The organism is Paenarthrobacter nitroguajacolicus (assembly GCF_007786235.1).
GTDB lineage: Bacteria > Actinomycetota > Actinomycetes > Actinomycetales > Micrococcaceae > Arthrobacter > Arthrobacter nitroguajacolicus_A.
In genome coordinates this window covers 92,449-115,009 of the sequence record NZ_VNFK01000011.1, presented here as the reverse complement: position 1 = coordinate 115,009, position 22,561 = coordinate 92,449, and the positions used below count along the sequence as shown (strand labels likewise).

The 22,561-nt window shown below is 62.7% G+C and carries 22 protein-coding genes; 8 read left to right on the top strand and 14 right to left on the bottom strand.

Annotated elements, in window-relative coordinates; translation table 11 throughout:
• Nucleotides 1-42: 42 nt before the first annotated feature.
• The 4 genes from FQP90_RS14845 to FQP90_RS14830 all read right to left on the bottom strand — a co-directional run bounded on the left by FQP90_RS14845 (nt 43) and on the right by FQP90_RS14830 (nt 3,483).
• A complete protein-coding gene (locus tag FQP90_RS14845) occupies nt 43-1,071 on the bottom strand; it encodes a substrate-binding domain-containing protein (RefSeq protein WP_244296792.1) in 1,029 nt (342 codons plus the stop codon).
• A 225-nt stretch (nt 1,072-1,296) separates the two neighbouring features.
• Complete coding sequence (locus FQP90_RS14840) at nt 1,297-2,073, bottom strand: SDR family oxidoreductase (RefSeq protein WP_244296791.1); 777 nt, start codon at nt 2,071-2,073, stop codon at nt 1,297-1,299.
• A 1-nt stretch (nt 2,074) separates the two neighbouring features.
• Nucleotides 2,075-2,479, bottom strand: a complete 405-nt coding sequence (locus FQP90_RS14835; RefSeq protein WP_144651777.1) for a NifU family protein — start codon at nt 2,477-2,479, stop codon at nt 2,075-2,077.
• Nucleotides 2,476-3,483: an amidohydrolase family protein gene (locus FQP90_RS14830; RefSeq protein WP_144651775.1), complete on the bottom strand. Its 1,008-nt coding sequence runs from the start codon at nt 3,481-3,483 to the stop codon at nt 2,476-2,478. Before FQP90_RS14830 ends, FQP90_RS14835 begins: the two co-directional genes overlap by 4 nt.
• A 175-nt stretch (nt 3,484-3,658) precedes the next feature.
• Here FQP90_RS14830 and FQP90_RS14825 point away from each other — a divergent pair, with 175 nt between their 5' ends.
• The 7 genes from FQP90_RS14825 (at nt 3,659) to FQP90_RS14795 (ending at nt 9,716) form a co-directional block, all read left to right on the top strand.
• Entirely contained in the window at nt 3,659-4,615 is a 957-nt protein-coding gene (locus FQP90_RS14825) for a LysR family transcriptional regulator (RefSeq protein ID WP_244296790.1), read from the top strand.
• A gap of 125 nt (nt 4,616-4,740) precedes the next feature.
• Nucleotides 4,741-5,628, top strand: coding sequence for an NAD-dependent epimerase/dehydratase family protein (locus FQP90_RS14820; RefSeq protein WP_144651773.1), 888 nt, complete (start codon nt 4,741-4,743; stop codon nt 5,626-5,628).
• Nucleotides 5,629-5,880: 252 nt separating this feature from the next.
• Nucleotides 5,881-6,675 (top strand): SDR family NAD(P)-dependent oxidoreductase, encoded by a 795-nt coding sequence (locus FQP90_RS14815; protein WP_144651771.1) that lies wholly within the window; start codon nt 5,881-5,883, stop codon nt 6,673-6,675.
• A gap of 32 nt (nt 6,676-6,707) precedes the next feature.
• Nucleotides 6,708-7,157, top strand: coding sequence for a hypothetical protein (locus FQP90_RS14810; protein ID WP_244296789.1), 450 nt, complete (start codon nt 6,708-6,710; stop codon nt 7,155-7,157).
• Between the two features lie 11 nt (nt 7,158-7,168).
• Nucleotides 7,169-7,507: a Dabb family protein gene (locus FQP90_RS14805; RefSeq protein WP_144651767.1), complete on the top strand. Its 339-nt coding sequence runs from the start codon at nt 7,169-7,171 to the stop codon at nt 7,505-7,507.
• Nucleotides 7,508-7,545: 38 nt separating this feature from the next.
• Entirely contained in the window at nt 7,546-8,511 is a 966-nt protein-coding gene (locus FQP90_RS14800; protein ID WP_144651765.1) for an NAD-dependent epimerase/dehydratase family protein, read from the top strand.
• 128 nt (nt 8,512-8,639) lie between these two features.
• Nucleotides 8,640-9,716, top strand: coding sequence for an SDR family oxidoreductase (locus FQP90_RS14795; RefSeq protein ID WP_144651764.1), 1,077 nt, complete (start codon nt 8,640-8,642; stop codon nt 9,714-9,716).
• A gap of 73 nt (nt 9,717-9,789) precedes the next feature.
• On the opposite strand, the gene FQP90_RS14790 is transcribed toward FQP90_RS14795, so the two are convergent.
• The 5 genes from FQP90_RS14790 to FQP90_RS14770 all read right to left on the bottom strand — a co-directional run bounded on the left by FQP90_RS14790 (nt 9,790) and on the right by FQP90_RS14770 (nt 14,468).
• Nucleotides 9,790-10,842: a 1-phosphofructokinase family hexose kinase gene (locus tag FQP90_RS14790; protein ID WP_244296788.1), complete on the bottom strand. Its 1,053-nt coding sequence runs from the start codon at nt 10,840-10,842 to the stop codon at nt 9,790-9,792.
• Between the two features lie 12 nt (nt 10,843-10,854).
• On the bottom strand, nt 10,855-11,796 hold the full coding sequence (locus FQP90_RS14785) for a transketolase family protein (RefSeq protein WP_144651760.1): 942 nt from the start codon (nt 11,794-11,796) through the stop codon (nt 10,855-10,857).
• Complete coding sequence (locus FQP90_RS14780) at nt 11,793-12,680, bottom strand: transketolase (protein WP_144651758.1); 888 nt, start codon at nt 12,678-12,680, stop codon at nt 11,793-11,795. Before FQP90_RS14780 ends, FQP90_RS14785 begins: the two co-directional genes overlap by 4 nt.
• A gap of 248 nt (nt 12,681-12,928) precedes the next feature.
• Complete coding sequence (locus FQP90_RS14775) at nt 12,929-13,675, bottom strand: IclR family transcriptional regulator (protein WP_144651756.1); 747 nt, start codon at nt 13,673-13,675, stop codon at nt 12,929-12,931.
• The gene (locus tag FQP90_RS14770; protein WP_144651754.1) at nt 13,638-14,468 is read right to left on the bottom strand and encodes an IclR family transcriptional regulator; all 831 of its coding nucleotides are present in this window, start codon (nt 14,466-14,468) and stop codon (nt 13,638-13,640) included. Before FQP90_RS14770 ends, FQP90_RS14775 begins: the two co-directional genes overlap by 38 nt.
• A gap of 148 nt (nt 14,469-14,616) precedes the next feature.
• Here FQP90_RS14770 and FQP90_RS14765 point away from each other — a divergent pair, with 148 nt between their 5' ends.
• Complete coding sequence (locus FQP90_RS14765) at nt 14,617-16,095, top strand: NAD-dependent succinate-semialdehyde dehydrogenase (RefSeq protein ID WP_144651752.1); 1,479 nt, start codon at nt 14,617-14,619, stop codon at nt 16,093-16,095.
• 674 nt (nt 16,096-16,769) lie between these two features.
• Here FQP90_RS14765 and FQP90_RS14760 read toward each other — a convergent pair.
• The 5 genes from FQP90_RS14760 to FQP90_RS14740 all read right to left on the bottom strand — a co-directional run bounded on the left by FQP90_RS14760 (nt 16,770) and on the right by FQP90_RS14740 (nt 22,432).
• Entirely contained in the window at nt 16,770-18,278 is a 1,509-nt protein-coding gene (locus FQP90_RS14760; protein ID WP_144651750.1) for a carboxyl transferase domain-containing protein, read from the bottom strand.
• Nucleotides 18,279-19,553 carry a CaiB/BaiF CoA transferase family protein gene (locus tag FQP90_RS14755; protein ID WP_244296787.1) on the bottom strand — a complete coding sequence of 425 codons (1,275 nt, stop codon included), beginning with the start codon at nt 19,551-19,553 and terminating at the stop codon, nt 18,279-18,281. It lies immediately after the preceding gene.
• A 21-nt stretch (nt 19,554-19,574) separates the two neighbouring features.
• The gene (locus FQP90_RS14750) at nt 19,575-20,804 is read right to left on the bottom strand and encodes an amidohydrolase (RefSeq protein ID WP_144651748.1); all 1,230 of its coding nucleotides are present in this window, start codon (nt 20,802-20,804) and stop codon (nt 19,575-19,577) included.
• Nucleotides 20,805-20,855: 51 nt separating this feature from the next.
• A complete protein-coding gene (locus FQP90_RS14745) occupies nt 20,856-21,590 on the bottom strand; it encodes a hypothetical protein (protein ID WP_144651746.1) in 735 nt (244 codons plus the stop codon).
• An 80-nt stretch (nt 21,591-21,670) separates the two neighbouring features.
• Nucleotides 21,671-22,432 carry a DUF5058 family protein gene (locus tag FQP90_RS14740; protein WP_144651744.1) on the bottom strand — a complete coding sequence of 254 codons (762 nt, stop codon included), beginning with the start codon at nt 22,430-22,432 and terminating at the stop codon, nt 21,671-21,673.
• Nucleotides 22,433-22,561: the final 129 nt, after the last annotated feature.

Genomic DNA, 22,561 nt, shown 5'->3' with positions numbered 1-22,561 from the left:
GGAAGTGCCGGCCTGCCCGGTACAGGGCAGGCCGGCTCCGTGCTATTTCGCGGGGCCGTAGTATCCGGCGGAACGAGCCTCTTCGAGGTTCTCTTTTGTCACCAGGACGGTTGGCTGCAGTTGCTCCTTTTCAATGGAGGCAGCATCGCCCTTCATCGCTTCAATGGCGGTGCGAACGGCCAACTCGCCCATTTGGAAGGGTTCCTGGGACATCGTGGCCAGAACCTGCCCGGCCTCGATGGCGTCATAGACCTGAGGGAAGCCGTCAACGCTGACGATCTTGAGGTTGGAGCGGCCGGCCTGCGCTGCTGCCTTCGCCGCACCAAGGGCCATTCCGTCATTTTGGGCAAAGATTGCCTGCAGGTCAGGGTTGGCCGTCAGGACATCCTGGGCCACGTTGTAGGCCTTGTTCTCGTCCCAGTCGGCGTTGGTGGTGGAGACCACCTTGATGTCCGGATTCTTTTCCAGAATGCTTCCGCATCCTTTGGAGCGCTCAATCTCTGTGGAGGAACCAAGCACGCCCTTGATGATGGCCAGGTTTCCCTTGCCGCCCATCTGCTTGGCCAGGTAGTCGCAGAGTTCCGTGGAAGCCTTGATGCTGTCGCTGCCAATGAAGGTTGTTACGTCGCCCTGGGGCCGCTGGTCAATGGCAATAACGGGGATGTTTGCCCCCTTGGCCTCCGCAACACCGGCCGCACCGGCCGTCGCATCCTGCATGGCGAAAATGACTGCCCCGACTTGCTGGGTCACCAGGTTCTGAACCTGGTTGACCTGCTGCGAGGAATTGCCGTTTGCATTCAGGATGACGAGTTCATAGCCTTCGTCGGCAGCGGCCTTCTTCATGCCATCAACGGCGGCTACGTAAAACAATGAGTGAAACTCAGGCATCGATACGCCGATGGTCTTTTTGCCCGAACCGCCTGCGTTGGCGGCTCCGTCCGCGCTGCAACCAGTCAGCGCCAGGGCAGCCGTGGCGAGCATCGCCAGAGCAACTCCCGTGGGGCGGCGCAGCTTCCTTTGACGGCCTGCCTGAACAGGGTCCGTTTGCGTTGTACGGCTTGATTCGTTCATCACGATGGGCCTTACCTCTCTGTAAGAAAATCTCGACGGTGTGATGAGGGTTGGGGATGTGAAGCTCTTCGCACTCTCGGGGTAGCGGGGCTTTCCGCTTGCCGGCCCTCGACCGGGCACCTGCGAAGCTATTTCAAGTCTGTGAGGACCGTCACGATAAGTCCAAGTCAAAGATTCTTCGCAGCTGATAACCCTGGGTTATCGCGGGAGGCAGCGAGTTGCGTCCTACCAGGCGGTAAAGCCACCATCCACCACGAGGTCCGCGCCAGTGCAGAAGCTGGCTGCAGACGACAGCAGGAACACCGCGGGCCCTGCCATTTCAAGCGGCTCGGCCGGACGCCCCAAAGGCGTGTTCCGGGTGACGGCCTCGTCCAGGATGCTTGCCACTTCCGCACGGTCATTCATAGGTGTTCTGGTAAAGCCGGGAGAAATGGAATTGACCCGGATACCGTAGGGAGCCCACTCTGTCGCCAACGACTTTGAAAGGTGCGCTACGGCGGCCTTGGAACTGTTGTAGTGCGATTGGAGCATTTCCCGGTGGGAGACGATTCCGGAGATGGATGCCAAATTCACGATCGCGCCCCCACCGTTGCGCTTCATGGCTCGGGCCTGCGCCTGGCAGCTCAGGAACACTCCGGTGACGTTGATCTGGAACACGCGCTCGAACTGCTCCAGGGTCATGTCTTCTGCCGCAACGGCATGGGCAATTCCGGCCGAGTTCACCGCTGCCGTGAGCGGACCCAACGAACTTTCCACCCTTTCCACGGCAGCCTGCATCTGTTCAGGCTTGGTCACATCAGCCGGAATGAACTCAGCGTTCCTTCCGGCCGCCCTGATGGCCTCCAACGTTGCCGAAGCATCACTGGACGGCAGGTCCACCACGGCGACGTGGCTGCCCATTTCCGCCAACGCCGTGGCAATGGCACTACCAATGCCGGACGCCCCGCCCGTCACCATGGTGACGCCGCCGTCGAGTCTGAACGAGAGCTCGGAAGGGTTCACGTCAGCACCTTCCCGCATCGGCCACGGCCGCCGTCTGGCACGCCGCTGGCTGTGTGGGCCGAAGTGGCAGCGACGGCCGTGCAGCCGGCTGCCCAGGGCGGTAATGCGCCGAACTGCCAAGGGTGGCAGCAATCCGGTCCAAGGCCCTCTGGGAAGCGTGGACCTGCGAAGACCTGACACCTTTTACGCCGTCCACCTGCATCAGGCGGGAACGGACCAGACCGGCAAAAGTCACTGATATGGCTGGGCAGGAGTGGCACGCGTTATGGAAATCGACAGTCACCACACCGTCCTCAACTGCTGCGATGGTTAGGTCACCCGAGTGCCCCTTGAGAAGGGGGCGAATGTAGGACAGGGCCTCTTGAAGGTCTTCTTCCCGGGGTTCTGGATTGGCTGCACCCGTCACAGCAGCCCCAATTCCTTCTTCTTCACCTCGAGGTCAATCCCCAGGCCTTTGGCAAAGTTCAAGCCAAAGACCTGCTCCTTGATCTCCGGAGTCAGCTCCGGGTATCCGTACTTGTCCTGGAGTTCCTCGGGCATTTCGAGGTTGGCCCACGTGTCGATGTAGGTCTGCATGTGCGGCCACAGGAAGCCTTCAGATCCGTAGCAAAGCTTGTCCGCTCCGACGAAGAGCAGGGTCTGCCCCAGACGGTGCAGCATCGGGTAGGGCTGAAGGTAATACTGGTTGTGCCACAGCGGAAGCATCAAGTAGATGTTGGGAAAACGGGACGCAATGCTGACCAGCTCATCGACGTAGGGATCGCCGAGGTGGTGGATCCCGAAGTTCAATTCCGGGAAGTCATACGCGGCCATTTGAATGTCATTGGGGCGGAACGCTTCCACCGGCTGCATGCCCAAGGGATAGCCCTTGTGGAACTGCACCATCTTGATGCCGAGCTCGATTGCCTTTTCCCACAGCGGGTAGGCGATCTCCTTGTCATCAGCCCGCCAGTGGTGTTCCTCATCGTGGTACTGGTAGAACTTGAAGCTGACCGCACCCCACTCCTTGACCTGCCGCTCCATCTCTTCCAGCGCGAAGTCCAGCCCTTGCCACACGGGGTCCACGCCGCCGGTGAAGTAAAAACGGGACGGGTTGGAAGCAGCCAGTTGATAGTTCAATTCGGCGGGCCCCAGCGAGTTCTGCCATTGGCCAAAGAGCGGCACCGTGCACACCATCGCGATGTCCGTGTCGGACTGCTCAAAGAGCGTCTTGTTTGCCCATTCGACATCCACAGGATCGTAGTAGTCCGGCTTGTCGGCCGGACCCTTGGTGGCCATGAGCTTATTGAACTGCCCCTGGTTGGTGCGGTGCGCGCGAACCTGCCGGCCGTCACCCCCGGGCCGGATCTGCCGATCGGTGAAATCCTGCGTGTGAACAACGCAGTCGAAGACGAACATTCCGTTTTTCATCGTGTTACCTCCAAGAATCGGTGCACGGCTTCAACAAAATCGTGAATCGGTGCTCCGGGGCGTTTGCATTGCGGCCGCCTGCCGCTGCTTTGAACTGATGTCACCAGCTTGTGTCGCAGCACACAGGAAAGTCCAAGAGCTATTTCCAGCGCCTTGCATAACCTATGCTTATAAGGTGACTTTGAGGCAGATGGAATACCTACTGGTCGTGGCAGAGGAAGGGTCCTTCACCCGGGCGGCTGAACTCCTCCGTGTATCCCAGCCAGGACTAAGCCAACAAATCCGCGCGCTGGAGCGCGCCGCGGGTGGTGAGCTCATAGAGCGAACCACCGGAACGGTGCGGCTGACCCCTGCCGGCCGCGCCTACGCTGAACACGCGCGCATCTCATTGAAGGCTGCCGAGGACGCGAAGCGGGCGGCCCGCGAAGTCCTCAACGGTGAAGCAGGCGAATTGGTGATTGCCACAGTGCACTCCATAGCCGCGGGCATCCTGCCGCCCTCTTTGCTCCGTTGGCATAACGACAACCCAAAGATTCCCGTCACCCTGTTGGAGTTCGCCCACAGGAGGACGTTGGAGGAGTCAGTGGCCTCCGGAACGGGAGATCTGGCGGTCGGACCCACGCCCAAGCAGTGGAGCGGACCGGTCATCGACCTGGGCCATGAGATCTTTGTGCTGTATCTGGCTCCCGAGGACCCCATCCTGAAAGACGTCCAACCGTATGCGGGACAGGCCCCGCAAGGGGCACCCCAGTCCCGCGGGATCCTTCCCGTGAGCTCGCTGCACTCGCATTCCTGGATAACCTTCGAAGGAAATCACGGGCTGGGCGAATTCATCCGCGAGTACATGCAATCCACCAATATCACCCCTGATTTCGTGTTCCACACCGGGCAGATAGACAGCGCCGTCAAGCTGGCAGGAGCGGGCGCCGGTGTTGCGTTGCTCCCAGCCAACGCCCTCCCCATGGACGGGCCCGGGGTGGCTGTGGAACCCTTCCCTCCCCTGACCCGGGACTTGTCTGTGTACAGCCGCACCAAGTTGTCGCCTACCGCCGAGAGGTACGTGGAACTGCTGCAGGAACTGCCAGCCGTGCTGGAACCGCGCAACGGCCGGTCCAAAGAACCCAAGCCATAATCAAACCCGATGGGTCCCACAACGGATTTCTATTAGAGACCCTGCAATTGCCGTGGAACGATGTTCACGGACGTGCATAGCGGAATGCGCAGCACGCGGGGACGTTCAGCCGAAAGGGAATCAGAATGTCTGTACTTGTCACCGGCTCAACCGGGTACCTGGGACTGGCAATTGCCTTACGGCTCAAGATGGCAGGCCATGAGATCTTTGGGCTCACGGACACTGTGACGGGAACGAGGGTCCTGGAGGCCCGTGGGATAACTCCCATTCTGGCCACCCTCGAAGACGGGGAGACCATCCGGAACGTCACGCAACTGGTGGATGCTGTGGTTGATGTTTCAGGGCACTTGCCGGCAGCGAAACTGTTCCTCGCCACGCTGGAGGGTACTGGCAAACGGTACATCCGAAGCAGCACTGCAAGGGTGTACGTGGACGCATCCCTTGGCTCGCTGAACAGGACCGTCCACAAAGAGGGGATGGCGGTCTCTCCGATTCGGGGGATAGCCCAAATCCTCGAAACGGACGCCCGGGTGCAGCAAGCCGCGGAGAGGGACATTCACACCACGGTCCTTCGCCCTTCGATTGCCTACGGGGAGGCTGGCGGTCCTGTGATCGGGGGCCTGATTAAGCGGGCCATCACTGCGGGACAAAGCCTGTACATAGGCCCGGGCGCCAACAGGCAATCCCACGTGTACATCGCCGACGCGGCTGAATCGTTCGCGCTTGCCCTGGCCAAGGCACCCGCAGGGAGTCTCTACAACATCGCTGCCGGCGAATCGTCAGTGGGCGACATCGCCCAGGACATCGCCGGGATCCTCGGATACGCCGATGCCCAGTCATGCACCATGGATACGGCCTACACGGCATACGGCGTGACGTTCGTCGATGGCGTGCTTGCAGGCAACTGCCGCGTGGATGCTACCAAGGCAAGGATTGAACTGGGCTGGCAGCCAAACGGGCCGGGGCTCCAGGACGAATTACGCGAGGGATCGTACTCCTTCATGTGGTCCTGACGAGGCCCCGGGAAGTCATAAGCAGCGCTTTGCCCCTGCATTGCATTCTGGTCTTGGACGCCCGGCCGCCCTTCGTGGAAGCATTGATTTCAAGCCCATTCGAGGGAACCCAGGACCCAAGCAAAAGAACTAAAACGAATATCCACCAATCCTTTGCCCCTCGAACCCGGGACCTTGCGCCGCCTGGCAGCTAGGCTCGGTGTCCTCTGCGAACGTCTGATTTGCATGAACAGAGGAAGGCAAACACGGACCATGAATCAAACTTTCAGCGGCAAAACTGTCCTCATAACAGGGGCGAGCCAGGGAATCGGGCTCGCTGCCGCGGAACTCTTCCTCAAGGAAGGAGCAAACGTTGTTGGAGTCAGCCGCGAACACGTGGAAACGGCGGGCATTGAAGGCGCGGAGGCCGGCAGGCTCCTGCACATTGCCGCGGATCTGGCTCTTCCGGAGTCCCCCGGGCCCGCCGTGCAACAAGCCATTGAACGATTCGGTGGAATAGACGTCCTTGTCAACAACGCTGGGGCGGTGTCGGTCCGGGAGGGCTTCCTGGACGTCACCGACGATATGTGGCGTTCCACCATGGAACTTAACTTCATGGCATATGTGAGGATGTGCCGGGAAGTCCTGCCATCCATGATTGCGGCCGGTTCAGGATCAATCGTCCATGTGGGCTCGGAAGCAGGAAGGACCCCTCTGGTGGATGCCCCGGACTACAGCGTTTCCAAGGCCGCAGTACTGTCTCTGTCCAAGATGCTGTCCCGCGAGTTCGGGCCGAAGGGAATCAGGTCCAATGTAGTTGCACCGGCGCATATCTACACCTCAATGTGGGATCGCCCCGGAGGATTCCTCGACTCCCAGGCCCGCAAATTCGGTGTACCGCGGGAAGAGGCAATCCAAGCGTTCGTCAATGACTCGGGACTGCCGGTAGGGAGGCTGGGGAATGCCGACGACGTCGCCCCAGTCATCCTCTTCCTGGCATCACCCGCCGCAAGCTTCATCACCGGAGCCGAATACACCGTCAACGGAGGCGTCACCACGTTCGTGTGATTCCTCCTCGCCTGCCATCGAGAGGACACCTAGTGACAACCCAGGAAAGCTCGGCCACCGTCCCACGTGGAAGCCAGCGAGCGGGAGCCGTAGTGGCCCGAAACTTCGTTGGCTGGCCGGAAGAAGTCCTCCGCGACTTTCATGAGAACGCCTACAACTTCAACGTCGGACAAAGAATCGTCTCGGAGACCGACCACGTAAGGGTCTGGGAAATCAGGCTGGACCCGGGTCAGCGCCTCCACGCCCACCGTCATGTCCTGGACTACTTCTGGACTGCGGTCACCGCAGGACGCAGCAGGCAGCACGAAGACGACGGCACCACACGGGAAGTGGACTATGCCGTGGGCGATTCGCGTCATTTCCATTTTCTTCCCGGCGAATACCTGCTCCACGATCTGGAAAATATTGGGCTGTCGCCATTGATCTTCGTCACCGTTGAGCACAAGACCCATCCCGGACGAATGAACCACCACAACAGATAGGCCACAGAAAGATGTTCTACCAACTCGTCAGTTTCACCTTTCCCGAGGACATCACCCACGAGGCACGCAGCACCTTTGAAGACGCCTTGAGGAGCCTTCCGGGCAAGATTCCGGATTTGGAGGACGTACGGGTCATCAGGGCCGTCGACGACGTCAACGTCACCGGATACATGTCAGTGTTCCCCTCCGAGGATCACTATCAGCGATACCTCGTTCACCCGGAGCACGCCCCGATCGGAACCATGGCCGAAGCTGTTTGTTCGGCCATCAGCCGGCTCCTCCTGGACGATGACCGTCCCAACGTCCTGCCCCAAGGGCAGCAGGACGAACAACTGAACCACGTGGCCTAAGCAGCCCCCAGACAAACCCCGCAGAGAAAAGGAAAACAATGCATATCTTCGTAACTGGAGCCACTGGCTACATCGGACAGGCGGTGTCACAGAGGTTCCTTCAGGCCGGTCACTCCGTCAGCGGCCTCGTCCGCAGCGAAAGCGGCGCCAAGGCCCTGCGTGCCCGGGACATCAATCCCGTGCTCGGCGGACTCGACGACGCCACCACCCTCCGCGAAGCTGCCCTGGCTGCCGATGCGGTGGTTGACACTGCTACGGCCGATCACGCTGACTCAACGCAGGTGTTCCTCTCGGCCCTGGAAGGAACGGGAAAGAAGTTCATCCGCACCAGCGGAACGGGCGTCTACACAGACCTGGCACAGGGTGAGCTGAACCAGACCGTCTTCACCGAAGACGTGGTCCATGACCCCGCAGAGATCGTGGCCACCCGGTACTCCACCGACCAAGCGGTCACCGAAGCCTCCGGAAGGGGGATCCACACGGTGGTCCTGCGGCCGTCGATGATCTTTGGCGATGGCGCCAGCGAACAATTGCCCTTGCTCATCCGTCAGGCCATCACCTCGGGACGCAGCTTGTATGTGGGCCGAGGCGACAACCGCTGGTCCAACGTGTACATTTCCGATCTTGCCGAGGCCTACCTCCTGGCTTTGGAAAACGCCCCTGCAGGGAGCGTCTACAACCTGGCCTCGGGTGAAGCCCGGATGGGCGACATCGCAGAGACCATCGCCAGGCTGGTGGGCCTGGAGTCAGCAGAGTCATGCCCGCCCGAGGTAGCCTACGAAGCCTTGGGGCAGCGGTGGGTTGACGTAGCAATCTCGAGCAACAGCCGCGTGGATTCGGCAAAAGCCCGGGCCGAGCTCGGTTGGAATCCGGTGGGACCGGACCTGCTTGACGATCTTGGTACCGGCTCGTACAAGCGGATCTGGGCTTACAAGGGAGACCCGCACGACCACGTCCAGGCCGTAGCGGGCGACGACACCCTCCAAGGCGCCGGCTCCCTCTAGGGCCGCTACCGCCGTCGAGCATTAACAAACAACGTGCACCTGCGCGTTCATCTTCGGCATTGGGCCGGGCCACCTGGCCCGGCCCAATGCCATTTCAACCACAGCAGTCAGCTGGGAATGGACATGTGATGAAAGAGTTTCATAGCGAGGGCCCCGGTACGGTACTGGTGGCCGGGGCGCATGGCGTCATTGGACGCGCGGCAGCCCTTCGCCTGGCCGACGACGGCTGGAACGTGGTGACGGTTGCGCGGCGCGGCCCCCTGGAGGAGCTCCACGAACGGAGCACCGTTCGCCACGTCAGCGTCGACCTCCTTGACCCGGCGTCGGTCAGAGAGAATTTCGCCGATCTGGCAAGGGTCACCCATGTGGTGTACGCCGCTTACGTGGACCTCCCGATGAAGGCCGCTGTGGAGCCCAACACCGCCATGCTGGTCAATATCCTCGATGCTTTGGAGGTCACTGGCGCCACCCTCGAGAGAGTCGTCATGGTGGGAGGCGGGAAGTCGTACGGGGAACACCTGGGCCACTACAAGACGCCCGCCAAGGAATCAGACCCCCGGTTCCTTGGACCCATTTTCTACAACAACCAGGAGGACGCGCTGAGGCAGCGCGGCCAGGAGCGCAACTTCTCGTGGACCGTTCTCCGCCCTGATGGCGTGTTCGGTTTCAGCGCCGGATCCCCGATGAACATCGTCAACGGGTTGGCGGTTTTCGCCGCAGTAAGCAAGGAAGAAGGCGTCCCGCTCCGTTTCCCGGGTCTGCCGGGAACATGGAAGGCCCTGCACCAAGCCACGGATGCCGGACTTCTTGCACGGGCCGTTTCGTGGGCCCTGACCGCTCAAGCAGCGCATGCCGAAATCTTCAATGTCACCAACGGTGACAACTTCCGGTGGAACCAACTCTGGGAGGTGCTGGCCGGGTTCTTCGATATGCCGACGGCCGAACCCCAGCCCCTGTCCCTGTCAGATCAGATGGGTGACAAGGACGGGCTGTGGCAGAAGATGGTGGACCGTCACGGACTGCGGCCAACGCCGTGGGACACCATTGCTTCGTGGCCGTTCGTTGACGGCTGGATGGCGTCTGACTTCGACATGGTGCAGAGCACTATCAAGATCAGGCAGGCAGGATTCAATGACTGCGTCGACTCCCACGAGAGCCTGCGAACACACCTGGAATATCTGCGCAGCAACCGGTACATCCCGTAAACGTCCGCGGGCAAGGGAAAGCCAGGGCCCGGACGTTGCGAGACACGGGCCCTGGCAGATCGTGGGCGATAAGTTACCGGGAAAGTACGTAGTCCGGGTCCGGCGCGGACACTGAGATGCCTGCCGGTGAGAAGACGACCCGCGGAAGGATGGTAGTGGCTTCCTGCACGGCGAGCGCACCCCAGGCGACGGCGCGGGCAAGGGCCTCGCAGACCACTTCCGTTGAGTACGGGGCCGCTGATGAGTGCGGCAGTGCGCTGAGGTAGCCCGCAAGTGCGGCGTCTCCGGCTCCCGTGGTGTTGAGGACCCTGGCTGAAGGGCCCCTTGCCCAGAGAACACCATGCTCGTTGACCGCCACCAGCCCGTCGCTTCCCAGGCTGGCCAAGACGGTCCTGATCCCCCTTTGCCGGAGCACGTTGGCGGCGAACACCACATCCCTCATGGTCCGTAGCGCCGTCCCAGTGATCTCAGCCAGCTCTTCCCTGTTGGGCTTGACCAGGTCCACGGGCGTTGCTGATGAGGCCCAAGCTTTAAGGGTTTCTCCAGAGGTATCCAGGCACGTTGAGACTCCTTGCTGATGTGCAGCACGGAAGAGCCTGCCAGGATCGACTTCGCGGCCGGTGCTGCTGTCCACCGGAAGCGAACCGCCCAGGACCAACCAGTCTGCCTGGACCCTTTTGACTTCATCGAGCGTCGCGTCGCAGAGCTGTTGCCATTTCTCCGCAGTCAGCGGTGCTGCATTCTCGTTGAAGTTTGTGGTGGCGCCGTCCGTGTCCACGATGATTGCGTTGACCCTGGTGGCTGCAGTGACTCCCACGGTCTTGAACACCTTGTTGCGTACGCTCTCGCTGCCTTCGGCCAGCTCGAGGTCCTCGTCGTTGATGGGCACCACAGCGATGGCGACGTTTCCAGCGAGGCTCAGGGCACGTGCAACGTTGATGCCTTTGCCTGCCAGGTACGTTTCAACCCTGGTTGCCCTGTTGACGTGCCCCTCTACCATGCGGTCCAGGAAGTAGACCCTGTCAATGGCCGGGGCTGGGGTGAGGGTGACAATGCGTGAAAGGCCGGCGGGCACGCGTTGCTGCACGGCCTTAAGGGGGCTCAAAGTCTGGAGTGGCTTGGACATAATGGAGGTCATTCACTTCCGCGACTTCAGGGTTGCCTTGATGTGCTCCGCAACTTTGGCAGGTGACAGTCCGTATTTGTCCAAAAGGAACTCGTTCGGCGCGGATTCGGACCAATGATCGGCAAGCCCGAGCCTGGTGACTCGTGCAGGCTCTTCGGATCCTGCGGTCAGCTCACAGACCAGGCCCCCGAGTCCTCCGAGAACGCTGTGCTCTTCCACGGTGACAATCAAGGGCGCAGAGCGGAGCTCCTGCAGGAGTTCCTGATCGTCCAAGGGCTTCAGCATCGGAACGTGGATGTGTTTTGCCGTGATTCCTTCTTGCTCAAGGGAATCGAGCGCCTGCGCAACCCTGGAGGTCTGCACCCCGGTTGAGACGACCGTGAGATCGGTTCCGTGGCGCAGGACCACGGGCTTGTGCGGCGCGAACACGTAGTCTTCGTCAAATACGTCCTGGACGGCGTCGCGGGCGAAACGAATGTAGACGGGGCCGTCGTAGTCCGCCACCCACTTGATGGCGGCGCGCGCCTCGGTGGCGTCGGCTGGGGCGATGACCGTCATGTTGGGCATGGCCCGCATGATGGCGAAATCTTCGATGTCCTGGTGTGTCTTGCCGCTCGAGCCGTTGAGCAACCCGGAGTAGGCCGCTGCGATGCGGACTGGGGCCTTGGTCTGGGACACCAGCATCCTGACCTGGTCCAGTGCCCGGTTGGTGAAGAAGACCCCGAACGATGACAGCCATGGCCGGTACCCAAGGGTACTGAGGCCGAAGGCCATGCCGACGATGTTTTGCTCTGCGATGCCAACCTGGATGAACTTTTCCGGATGGGACTCTGCAATGATGTCCGCGCGTGTGGACGTCGCAAGGTCCCCGTCCAGGACCAGGATGCGCTCATCCAGTTCAGACAGTTCTGAAAGCGTCTCTCCCCAAACCTGGCGTTGTGCTTTGGTGCTCACTTGACTGACTCCATCTTCTGGCCGAGTTCTTCCCGGGCGGTCCGCAATTGTTCCTCTGTGGCGATGCCGTTATGCCACTTGTACGTGCCACTGGTAAATGAGACTCCGAACCCCTTGGTGGTGTTCGAAATGATCGCTGTCGGTTTTCCGGAGACTCCGCGGAAAGACTGCGCAAAGGTGAGGGCGTCCGAGATCTCTTTGAGATCGTGCCCATTGATGCTGATGGTGTTCCATCCAAATCCGGTGAACACGGCTTCCAGGTCCACGTGGCCCACGGGCTCGCTGCGGTCGAACCGGTCCCGCGGCCCCGCCGGCCAGCCATACTGCTGCAGGCCATTGACGTCCACGATCGCCGTCAGGTTATCCAGTCCAAAGCGTGGTGCTGATAGGACTGTTTCCCACACCATGCCTTCTCCGAGTTCACCGTCGCCCAACATGACCCAGGTGTGGAAGTCCTTTCCCAGCTTCTTGGCGCCGAGCGCCATGCCGGCGCCGCTGGACAAACCTTGACCCAGCGACCCTGTTGACGCGTCCACTCCAGGGGTCAGGAGCATATCCGGGTGCCCTTGGAGGCGGGAGTTTCCGTGGTCAAAGGTTGCCAGCTCCTCAACGGGAAAGTATCCCCTGAGTGCCAGGACGGTGTAGAGGCCAATTGCGCAGTGACCCTTGGACAGGATGAACCGGTCCCTTTCGGGATTGCGCGGGTTATTCGGATCAATGCGCATGTGCTTGAAGTAGAGGGAGACAAGCACGTCCATGGCAGACATGGGACCGCCGATGTGGCCGGCCTTGCTGGCGGCCACAGTGTCGATGACGCGCCACCGGGCTTCTTGGATGATGCTGCTCATCTCCAGGTCGGTGAGGACCTCAGTTTTCGTATTCATGGGTAAACCTCTCTCAACGAAGTTACGTCAAATGTATCGCCTTGCGGACAGTTTGTCTATGATATGAGAATTAAATGTTGATGCAGGAAACCCGGACTCCCGACGGCGGCGCCCCTCCCTGCCGTGGCGCCACAAAGGGCACAACAAAAGAGCCCCCTTGCGGGGGCTGGAAATAGGGTGGCGGTGAAGGGTCGGGCAACGGCCGGGCGTCAGCGGCCGGAGTCGGCCTGGTCCGTCCCGGCCGGGTGTCACCGACTGGCTTTGAGCACTTCCTGGATCTTGCCAGCAGACGTCAAAAGCTCAGAAGCATACTCAGACTCGTTCCCAAGAATGTCGTCAGTCAGCCCAGCCAGCGATATGGCGCAACTGACCTTGCCGTCCGGGCCGAAGACCGGAGCGCCCAGGGCCGATACTCCCGCGGTCACGTCCTCGCGCGACACACTGTAACCGCGCTGGCGAATCTCCTTGCCGTCGCGCTCCAGACCCTCAAGCGAGGTCAGCGTATTCGGCGTCAACTTCTCAAGGCTGAGACCGGACAATCCCTCAAGGAGGCCCGGAGAATACGCCAAAACTGCCCGGCTAGTTGCCCCTGCATTTACCGGGAGCGTACCTCCGGGGCTGAGGGCCAGCAGAGAGACGCGGGTTCCCCTCACCCAATCCAGGCATGCCACAGTGTTTTCCCGTGGAGCGCAGAGATATACCGTCTGGCCGGTGACGCGATTAAGTCGCTGAAGTTCGCCTTGTGCCGCCCTGGCTTCAGGGAGGGTGTCCAGGACCGCACGCGCCAGGTGCAGTACTTCCACGCCGAGTTGGATGCGCCCATCCTCTGCAGTTGAGGTGAGGCCGACCAGCCTCAACGCATCGGTGAGCCGGTAGACGCTGGGCCGCGGCATATCGAGCTCCTCAGCCAACTCGCTGATGGGCAAGGCTCCCCCGTCTGCGAGAGAATGCAGCAGCTTACTGCTCTTGGCTAGCAGCTGAATTGGCTTGGCCACGGTTCACCCTTCCTGTGAATGACTCTGAGCCCAGCTTCAGGCTCACTGCGCGCGCCGCCTGGGTCACCAGGGCCACCACGTCAATATCCCCGGAGAACAGACGACCGGAAAGTCCGCTGATCGACAGCGCAGCCACGACGTGCCCCTTGTGGTCGAAGATCGGGGCACCAACGCCACCGATGCCGTCAACCCAATCTGCTTCGGCCACCGCCACACCGCTTGCGGCGGTTTCATCGAGGAGCCGCACCAGTTGCTCCCGATCCGGCGCGATCGCGCTGACGGGGGCCCGGGAGGCGGCGTCGCGAAGGTATCGGGCCACGAAGTCGGGGCTTTCAAAAGCCAGAATGGCCCGCGGGGCAACACCCTCGCCAAGTGGCAACGACTCCCCCAGACGAAGGCTATGGATCTGGACGTCGCGTCCGTCGATTCTCTCTATGCACACGGCAGACATTCCGCGGCGAATACAGAGGAAGACGGTCTCCCCGGTGGCCTCATGCAGGCGCGTGAGTTCCGGCAGGGCCAGGCGTCGGACATCCAATTGAGCTTCCAGCCGGGCCCCCAGCCAGAGGAAGTCCAGGCCAAGGCGGAACTTGCCGCGCTTGCTGCCTTGCTCCACCCACCCAATGGCATCCAAGGAGGACAGCAAGCGGTACAGGGAACTGACCGGTTCGCCCGTGGCGTCGGACAACTGCCCCACAGTGAGCTCCCCGGAAGCGGCCAGCGCCTGAAGAACAGCCACCGACTTGGTGACCAGGCCCATGCCACCGACGGAGGCCTCACCAGTGTCAGTCATTTTGTTTCTCTCACCTCGCGGACAACCCTTGGACATTGACGATACGGGGCGCTCCAGCCGCAAGCAAGCAGAGAACTTCTCGCAGTGCAGACAATATGTCCGCAAGGCGATATAATCAGAATCACACCACCCAGCAAGGAGAACAAAGATGACCACTGCTTCGCGCGAGAGCGAGCTGCTCGCCTCCGTACCTACTGGCTTGTTGATTGGCGGCGACTGGCGCGCCGCCACCTCAGGTGCCACGTTCGACGTCGAAGATCCCGCCACCGGCAAGGTCCTGGTGAGCATCGCGGACGCTGGGCCTGAGGACAGTCTGGCCGCACTTGACGCCGCAGCGGCTGCCCAGGCTTCATGGGCGGCCGTTGCGCCCAGGGAACGCGGTGAGATCCTGCGCCGCGCCTTCGAATTGGTCACGGCGCGGGCAGAAGACTTTGCCCTGCTGATGACCCTTGAAATGGGCAAGCCGCTGGCCGAGGCCAGGGGCGAAGTGGCCTATGGGGCCGAATTCCTCCGCTGGTTTTCGGAAGAAGCCGTCCGTGCGTCGGGCCGCTACTCGGTCTCTCCCGACGGGAAGTCCCGGCTTTTGGTTCAAAAGAAGCCGGTAGGTCCCTGCCTCCTGATAACACCGTGGAACTTCCCCCTGGCAATGGCCACCAGGAAGATCGCTCCCGCCGTGGCCGCCGGATGCACCATGGTGCTCAAGCCCGCGAGGTTGACTCCTCTGACATCCCAGCTTTTCGCGCAGGTCATGCAGGAGGCCGGCCTCCCCGCCGGCGTCCTCAACGTCGTCCCATCCACCAGGGCGGGCGCCACCACCGGACCGCTGATCAAGGACTCCCGGCTCCGGAAGCTCTCCTTCACCGGTTCAACCGAGGTCGGCAGGCGACTGCTGTCAGATGCCGCTGAGACGGTGCTGCGCACATCGATGGAGTTGGGTGGGAATGCACCGTTCGTCGTCTTCGACGATGCGGACATCGATGCCGCTGTTGAAGGGGCCATGCTGGCGAAGCTGCGCAACATGGGCGAAGCGTGCACTGCGGCCAACCGGTTCATCGTCCAAGATTCGGTGGCTGATGAATTTACGGAAAAGTTCGCGGCCCGCATGGCGTCGATGACCACCGCGCGCGGAACGGAACCGGGCTCCACTGTGGGGCCGCTGATCGATGCCAAGAGCAGGGACAAAGTCCACGCACTGGTGACGGATGCAGTATCCGCTGGCGCAACGGTCGTCACGGGCGGGACCACCGTGGACGGGCCGGGATACTTCTACGCGCCAACTATCCTCGCGGGAGTTACCGAGGGATCACCCATTCTCTCCGAGGAAATATTCGGCCCCGTCGCGCCAATCGTCACCTTCTCCACCGAGGAGGAAGCGGTCAGGTTGGCAAACAACACCGAGTACGGGCTTGCAGCCTACGTCTTTACCAAGGACCTGGATCGCGGGCTGAGGATGGGAGAGAAACTTGAGACGGGCATGCTGGGCTTGAACGCGGGCGTCATCTCCAATGCAGCGGCTCCCTTCGGTGGAGTGAAGCAATCCGGCCTGGGCCGTGAAGGCGGAGCCGAAGGCATCGAGGAATACCTCTCCACCCAGTACATCGGCATTGCAGTTCCAGCTGGGGCTTAGGCGCGGCACCAAAGCTGCAGCTGCGGTCCGCGGATGCACCGTTGAGTCGACGTCGGGCCGTAGCGCAGCAGGTCAACCGGGATGAGATGGGCAAAGAGCCACCTTGATGGCCGGGAATGGGAAGCTGACGAGTTTGACCGCCAGGCGGTGGACTTCCAGTGTCAGCTGCGAGGCACCTTGAGTTGTATTGCGTGCGGTGCCCCCGCAGTATTTCAGTCTTCATCGGCCAAACGACGGCCCACGTTCAGCGCCAGCCATCGGCATGGTTGTGTGGTGAGGACGCCAGGATGGGGTGTCTTTCGGTACCTCACGTGAGACGGCCAGGAGGGCTTCCCCCCAAAAAAGCGTCAATGGCGGCGAGTTGCGCCTCGCCCCGCTCTGCGACGCAGCTACCACCTTGCCGCTGTGTGCACCCAGCAACCACACGGGCCACACTATCGGCGGGCAGATCCGACTGGGATTCATCACCCTGGAACACTTGGTTCGGGAGGGTGTGTCTCGGGCATGGACGATGAGGACGCGCGACAGACCGCCGTTTTGGTTTTGTGGCACGGGGTCCGCGGCTTCAACTTCCCAAGCACCGGAACGCTTGGATTTCCTGCGGAAACTGGTTCCGGCACGAGTGCATGACTTATTGACCGGCGCCCCGGCCAGACGGCAATAACTCCCGCAACTTAGCTAACCAACGCCCGGTATTTGGCCCGCCTTTGGTGAAGCCCGGGGGCACCCCGCCGCGCCAGGCCTTGAAGTTCGACGGCGATCACCCCACCCAGGCGGTGGCAGAATTCCACCGGGGCGGCCGCCGCATCCGGGATTTCCTCCACCACCACGTCCACCACGCCACAGACCGCGAGTGCCTCGGCGGTGATGCCCTGACTTTCTGCGAGCGCCGCAGCATGCGCAGTGGTCCGGTGGACGATGGCGCTGGCACCTTCCGGTGGCAGCGGCGCGAGCCAGGCGTTCCCTGCGGCGATGGTCCGGTCGGCCGGCAGGAGGGCCAGCGCCCCTCCCCCGGTCCCTTGCCCCAGCAGGACTGACAACGTAGCTGTTCCCACTCCGAGGAGGTCGTACAACGAGCGGGCGATCTCGGCGGCAAGCCCGCCTTCTTCGGCTTCCCGGGACAGGGAGGCGCCCGGCGTGTCGATCACAGTGACCAGCGGCAGCCGCAGTTCGTTGGCCAGACGCATCCCGCGCCGGGCATCCCGCAGTGAGGCCGGTCCCATCGCATTGTTCCGTAGATGCCCCACGAGTACGCACGAGGTGGCGCCGAACCGGGCAAGGGCCACCAGCATGCCGTGGTCCTTGGTGCCGTCACCCGCGCCACGCAGGAGCACAACATTGCCCGCGGCCTGCTGAAGGAGCTCGGCTGTGGATGGCCGCAGGGTGTCCCGGGAACGGAGGACGGACTCCCAGGCGGTCCCCCCGGCTGCCCCGGTCGTGGCGTGCGCGACCGGCGGCACCACAACATCCGCCACAGTGTCCCCGGGCCGAAGCAACTCCAGCACCCGCCTGAAGTAATCCCCCAGCCCTTCGGGCGGAACCACGGCGTCCACCAACCCATGGTCGAACAGGTTCTCCGCGGTTTGGACGCCTGATGGGAAAGCTTCACCATGGAGTGCCTCATAGACGCGCGGACCAAGGAACCCCAGGAGGGCACCCGGCTCGGCAGCAGTCACGTGCCCCAGCGAACCCCACGACGCCATGACGCCCCCAGTGGTCGGATGCCGCAGGTACACCAAGTACGGCAGCCCCGCGGTTCGATGCGCCTGTACAGCGGCCACGATGTCCACCATCGCCAGGAAGGCGGGCGTTCCCTCCTGCATGCGCGTCCCTCCGGACGCCGGCATAGCGACCACCGGCAAGCCAAGGTCCGTGGCGCGTTCGACGGCGGCAACCAGCCTTCGGGCGGTATGGCGCCCAATCGATCCGGCAAGGAAAGCGAAATCGGAGACCACGACGACGACGCGATGGTTGCCTATTCGGCCCTCACCCGTCAGGACAGATTCGTCGCTGCCCGACTTGTCCCGGGCGGAGGCCAAGTCGGCCGCGTACCCAGCGTCGCCGGAACCACCGCCAACCGCCCCGCGAACGGGCGCGTCCCACGAAACAAACGTGCCGGCGTCGAGCAGGTGATCCAGCATTTCCCGGGCACCGAGCCGACGGCGCGTGGCAGTGGCCGCCATTCAGCCCACCTCCGTAGTGGCCAGCCATTCGCGGACGCCTTCACCGTGCTGGTCCAGCAGCGGCGGGGCGGTGTGCGAACGTCGGGTGGATTCGGTTCCGTCGGCCTGATCAAAGAAGCGAAGCGGCGGCCCTGGCAGGGTGACGGACCCCAACAGCGGGTGCTGGACGTCAACCAGCAATCCTTGGGATGCCAGTTGAGGCCATTCGTAAACTTCCTTGAGGGTGCGCACTTTGCCGGCTGGCACTCCCGCCTCTGCGAGCTTGGCCAGCAGCGGTTCGGGATCGTAGGTGGCGAAAGCTGCCTCCACGACCTCAAGGACGCGGGCCCGGTTCCGGACCCGGTCGGCGTTGGTGCCGAGCCCTTCTGCTGCAGGATCGATGCCGAACGCGGAGGTGAACGCAGCCCACAGCTTCTCGCTGCCGACGCTGATCTGCACACTTCCGTTACGGCACCGGAACAGGCCGTAGGGGGCGATTGAAGGATGGTGGTTGCCCTGCGCTTCCGGGGATTCGCCGGCAACAGTGACCTTGGTTCCCTGGAATGCGTGCACGCCCACCAAGGAGGCCAGAAGCGACGTCCGCACTACTTGCCCCCGGCCAGTCTGTTCACGTTCCAGCAGGGCGGCCACCACGCCGTACGCCCCGTACATGCCGGAGAGCAGGTCAGCGATGGGCACACCCACGCGCTGCGGGTCATCCGGACCCGAGCCCGTCAGGGACATGAGCCCGGCCTCGCCCTGGAGGATTTGGTCGTAGCCGCTGCGATGCGATTCCGGGCCGTCGTGGCCGAATCCGGTGATGGACAGGATGACCAAGCGCGGATTGATGCGGTGCATGGCATCGGTGCTGAAGCCAAGCCGTTCCAGGACCCCGGGCCGGAAGTTCTCCACCACAACGTCGGCCCGTTCCAGGAGTTGCCGGAGGACGCTTTGGCCGTCCTCGCTCTTGAGGTCCAGCGCCATGGATTCCTTGTTGCGGTTGCATGACAGGAAGTACGTCGCCTGCGGATCGTCCTTGGGTCCTACGAAGGGCGGCCCCCAGCCACGGGTGTCGTCACCGGTCCCCGGGTTCTCGATCTTGATGACCCTCGCGCCAAGGTCACCCATCATCATGGTCGCGTGCGGGCCTGCGAGCGCCCGGCTGAGGTCCACCACCAGGCGGCCAGCGAGCGGGCCTTGCCTAGTCTGTCCGGCTGTGGCTTCCTGGGCGGCTGGACTCACTGCGAGCGGGCCTTGTTCAGGACGTGTAAACGGTGCGGTCAATGCTGACGTCATGGAGATTCCTTGAAGTGAAAGTCAGTTGCCCAGCCGGGACAGGAGGACGGCGACGGCGGCAGAGACTCCCCCGGCCAGCGAACCTTCCAGCTCGGGAGCGAAGAACGGCGAATGGTTGACGGGGACGGGACCCGGGCTTTGGTGGCCGGCTGCGGGGGTGCCCCCGAACATCCAGAACACTGACGGCACTCCAATGGCGGTGCCCAAGTGTCCGAAATCCTCGCTGCCCATCATGGGCGGGGTGATTTCGACGGCCTCGGAGCCCAGGGCAAGCCGAAGTGCCTCAACAACGGAAGGAACGGCGTCGGGATCGTTGAAGCACTGCGGGAAGCGGTACATTTCCTCAATGTCCGGCCGGGGCGCTCCGGACGCGGCGGCCTCTGCCTCGATGATGCGGCGGACTGCGCCGAGGACTTGGGCGCGGACGTCCTCATCGAAGGTGCGGATGTTGAGGGTGAACTCGGCCGAGGCCGGGATGATGTTTTCCTTGAGTCCCGCGTGGAACGTCCCCACTGTGACCACTGCGGACTTCCGCGGATCCAGTTCGCGGGACACGATGCCCTGCAGCCGGGTGACCATGTGGGCGCCCATCACGATGGGGTCGATGGCGTCCTGCGGCTGGGAACCATGCGACTGCTGGCCGTGGACGGTGACCCGGAGCGAGTCCGCCATGGCAGCAACCGGGCCACTCGAGATCGCCACCGTTCCCACTGGCCGCGGCATGACGTGCTGGCCGAAGACCACTTCCGGCCGAGGTGCCTTATCCCACAGTCCGTCGTCGAGCATGGCCAGTGCACCCGCCGCAGTTTCTTCGCCGGGCTGGAAGATCAGCACCAGTGTCCCCGCCCAAGCGTCCAGGTTGCCGGCCAGCACCTCTGCCGCACCCAGCAGGCTGGCCACGTGGGTGTCGTGGCCACAGCCGTGCATGACCGGCACTACGGTGCCGTCCGGCAGCGTTCCGGTATCCGTGCTGGCGTATTCCAGCCCGGTGGCTTCTTCGATGGGCAGTCCGTCGGAATCGGCGCGGAAGGCCACTACGGGACCATCACCGTTTCGGAGGATGCCCACCACACCGGTTCCGCCGCAGCGGAAGTGCTCAAGGCCCAGGCCGTCCAACTGTTCCTCGATCAACGAGGCCGTGGCGAACTCCTGCATGGAGAGTTCCGGATGTGCGTGGAGGTGCCGGTACAGGGAGTGGAGTTTGGTGGTCTGGTCGGAATCGAGCTGGAGGGCAGTGACTGTTGACGTCATGGGAATCCTGTCTTGCTGGTGGATGGGGGTGCTTGGGTGGTCCGGGCGCCGCTACTCGATGTGGATGGGCTTCGCTTCAGAGATGGCGGCTTTGCCGCGGAAGAACCAGGCCAGCAGGATGGTTCCCAGCACAGCGATGGCGGTGGACACCATCGCGAGCGACGGAACCAGCGGCAGCACGACGAAGACGACGACGGCTGAAACCAGCAGGGCGAACACGGTGGTGCGGGGTTGCTTCATGGACACGATGGCCTGCACCAGGACCGCCCCCAGCACAGTGGGCAGCACATAGAGCCGGGTAACGAGCAGGACCGACGGCGGGATGACGCTGATCAGCCAGCTACCCAGCAGGCCAACGAAGATCGCCAGCGAGATCAGGTGCACCACCGCTGCCCCGCAAATGGCAACGACGGCGGCCAATTCCGCCCGCTTGCTGCCCGGCTTCGCGCCGATGTTGGTTTGGGCGATCAGTGCCGCCGGCAGGAGCTTGTTGGAGATGTTGCCGATCATGAACGCCTGGTACATCGCGGCCGGTCCCAGGATCGGGTAGTACGTGAGCGGTTCGACGATCCAAATGATGCCGAACGTGGCAGCAACCGCGGCGAAGGCGATCCACAGCTGCGCCGGGCCAATATCCAAGCCAGTGGCGAAGACGAGGTACAGCGGCCCTGCCACGGAGATCAGCAGGCCACCGATCATGGTGATCTGGCCCCAGCGGGACGTGGTGCGGTTGAAGTCCGCCATGGCGGTAGAGGTGGTGGCGGGAGCGGAAGTAAGGGAAGACATGAGGGGTGTTCCTTTCGTGCTCAAGGAAGGTGGTGCTCAGGGGATGACGACGGCGGCCGGTTGAGTCAGGTGCGGTGTCGTCAGGAGCCGACGGCCGGACCGACGGCGAGATAGGCGGCGCTCAGACCGATGACGATGGAGATACCGAGTCCCCACTCACGCAGCCAGCTCTTGCCGAGCTTCTTGGCCAGCAACAGGCACGCCCCCATGACCGCCGCGGAGACAACAAAGGACAGCACATGGATAGAGGACTTGGGGAGCTCGGTGAGCCCCAGGCAGGAAAAAGCGCCGATCAGTGCCGCCGCCGGGACGATTGCCATGGCCGCGGGGTTTACGGAGCGGATCTTGGCGTCGCCCTTACGCAGCAGCGGCGTCAGGATCAGGGTGGCGAGCATCCACATGGCTCCGCCAATGCTCATGGCAAAGAACGCGACGGCGAAAACACTCTGCGTGTAGCTGGCATCGCCGAGCTTGGCGCCCATGGAACCTGCCGCGATGCCGGCGGCCGATACGTCGTAAGCGGCGGAACCGATCAGACCGATCCTGGACAGCACGGCCGGCGCACCGAAGAGTCCGAGCAGGGCGATGGCGACGAGCGAAACCGCCAACGAGGGACCGATGGCCGAGACAGCGCCGGAGCGGAAAGAGGTCTTGATGTCCTGTGTGCTCATGTCCACGGAGGGAGCAGCACGCCGGGCCGCCTTCATGAAGATGACGGACTGGATGATGATGACGCCGAACACTCCTGCAACACAGATCCAGAGGACGGGGTTGTTGGCGATCGCCATGATGTCGGTGGAATCGTTGGGGGCGAGCGGTTGAAGAGCCAGGGGTTGGTGCATGGAAACCTCCCAGGTGTGGCCCCTCGGCAATTCCGCAACCGGACGACGCTGTGCGGTATGGGTGCAGTGGGGCAAATCCTTACCCATCGACCAGATCGGCCAGTGGGTTATCAACACCCTCCGCTATGA